Source organism: Streptococcus sp. CL8.13, from assembly GCF_049737895.1.
In genome coordinates, this window is the sequence record NZ_JBKOTT010000123.1 from 1 (window position 1) to 1,935 (window position 1,935).

Here is a 1,935-nt window from a genome sequence, read left to right on the forward strand (position 1 = left end):
AAGTGGAATCTGATGCTTATGAGCAATCTCTGCCAATTTTTCCAAATCTGGAATGTTAATCAAGGGGTTACCCAAGGTTTCAATCAGAACAAGCTTGGTATTGTCTTTGATCGCTGCTTCCACTTCCTCCAAATTATCCACGTCCACAAAGGTTGTTGTGATACCATAACGAGGAAGGGTTTCTTTCAAGAGATTGAAAGTTCCACCGTAAATAGTTGAAGCTGCCACTACATGGTCACCTGCATGAGCAAGTGCCAAAATCGTATAAGTCACTGCAGCCATACCTGATGCTGTTGCAAGAGCTCCAACACCACCTTCAAGAGCAGCGATTCTTTCTTCAAAGGCAGCTGTTGTAGGGTTGGTGATACGAGTATAAATGTTCCCTGGTTTTCTCAAGGCAAACAAATCGGCACCTTCCTGCGTGTCATCAAAAACAAAGGATGTTGTTTGATAAATCGGCACTGCACGAGACTTGGTAGCTGGATCCACAACTTGCCCAGCATGCAATTGCAAAGTTTCAAATTTAAAATCACGAGTCATAAAACGACCTCCAAATAGTTTGATTAAGGATATTGTAGCACCTTAAGTTATAGTTTACAAATATCAGTTTTCTATATTTTGATATAAGAAATAGCTATTACCCTATTTTAAAGATGAAAAAAGCACGACTCAATCGTGCTCATTTTCTTAATCTACATAAGTATCTTCATTTTTATTGAGGAAGGCATATGGAAGACCAACCAAGAGACCACCACCGATCAAGTTCCCAATGAAGGTTACACCCCAGTGACGAAGCATATTCCCAACACCGAAGTTAGCAATTGAATCAGCAGCAACACTGAATTTTACAATCGCAAAAGAAGCAAAGTTCGCAGCAATGTGCTCGTTTGTTAAGAATACAAACATGTAAATCGCTGACAACACAAGCCAAAGTTTGGCACTACCATCTTTGACCAAAACAAATGAAAGAATCGCAATATTTACGAAAATATTTGCCAAAATCGCCTCAAGCAAGATTAATTCATTTGAGCGGCCTAACTTCATCTCAACAACCCCTGATATGAAACTATCGTGAGTCAGATTTGCATAGGCTGCCGAATGAGCAAATCCCCAACCTGCTATCAAGGCTCCGATAAGGTTGAACAAGGTACAGTAAAGTAAAATCTCAGCTGTTTTTCTCCAAGAGATTTTTTTCAAGAAACTACCAGCAGTCAAGAACATCATGTTTGATGTTACCAACTCGGCATTTAAGAAAACAATGTAGGCCAATCCCCAAGCAAAGACAAATGGGAAAAGGAAGCGTCCACTACCTGGTGCAATTTTATTAATCAAGTCAGCCCCAACTGCACCAGCAGCTGTACTGAAGGTTAAAAATACACCTGCAAACATCGAACGAATCGCATACTTAAATTTGCTTTGACTATAAAGACTTTCCTTCTTCTTGCAAGCAAATTCAATCTTTGAGATAAATTCTGAAGAAACCATAATAAACTCCTAAAATTTTTATTTGTGATAATTATAACATAAAATCGATATAATGAAAAGCCTTTCCTAATTGCATTTTTAATAAATTTATAAATCTAGCAATCGTTTACATTGTTTTAATAATAAGCTTTTATAAGTTTTAGTTATCAGAATATTGAGGTTACATGGAATAACTTTTATTCTATTTAATATATTTTTTTGTTACAATTTAAAAACGATTTTCTCTGCAAGCCTATTTTGTAAAAGAAAAAGAGAGAATCATTCTGATTCTCACTGATACACTAACTCTTCTTAATCAACATATGCATCTTCATTCTTATTTAGAAAGGCATACGGTAAACCAATCAAAAGACCTCCACCTATAAAGTTAGCAATAAAGGTTACACCCCAATGTCGAAGGATATTTGGAAGATCAAAGTGAGGTACTTGATCAGCAATCATGCTGAATTT

2 protein-coding genes and 1 pseudogene are annotated in these 1,935 nt (G+C 36.6%); all 3 read right to left on the reverse strand.

Features of this window, described 5'->3' with window-relative positions:
• A partial coding sequence (locus tag ACLNCN_RS04490; RefSeq protein ID WP_424844715.1) for an aminotransferase class I/II-fold pyridoxal phosphate-dependent enzyme occupies nucleotides 1–540 on the reverse strand: 540 nt, incomplete at its 3' end.
• 147 nt (nucleotides 541–687) lie between these two features.
• The gene (locus ACLNCN_RS04495) at nucleotides 688–1,485 is read right to left on the reverse strand and encodes a formate/nitrite transporter family protein (protein ID WP_049516662.1); all 798 of its coding nucleotides are present in this window, start codon (nucleotides 1,483–1,485) and stop codon (nucleotides 688–690) included.
• A 291-nt stretch (nucleotides 1,486–1,776) separates the two neighbouring features.
• Nucleotides 1,777–1,935 (reverse strand): annotated as a pseudogene (locus ACLNCN_RS04500) (formate/nitrite transporter family protein); the annotation flags it as partial.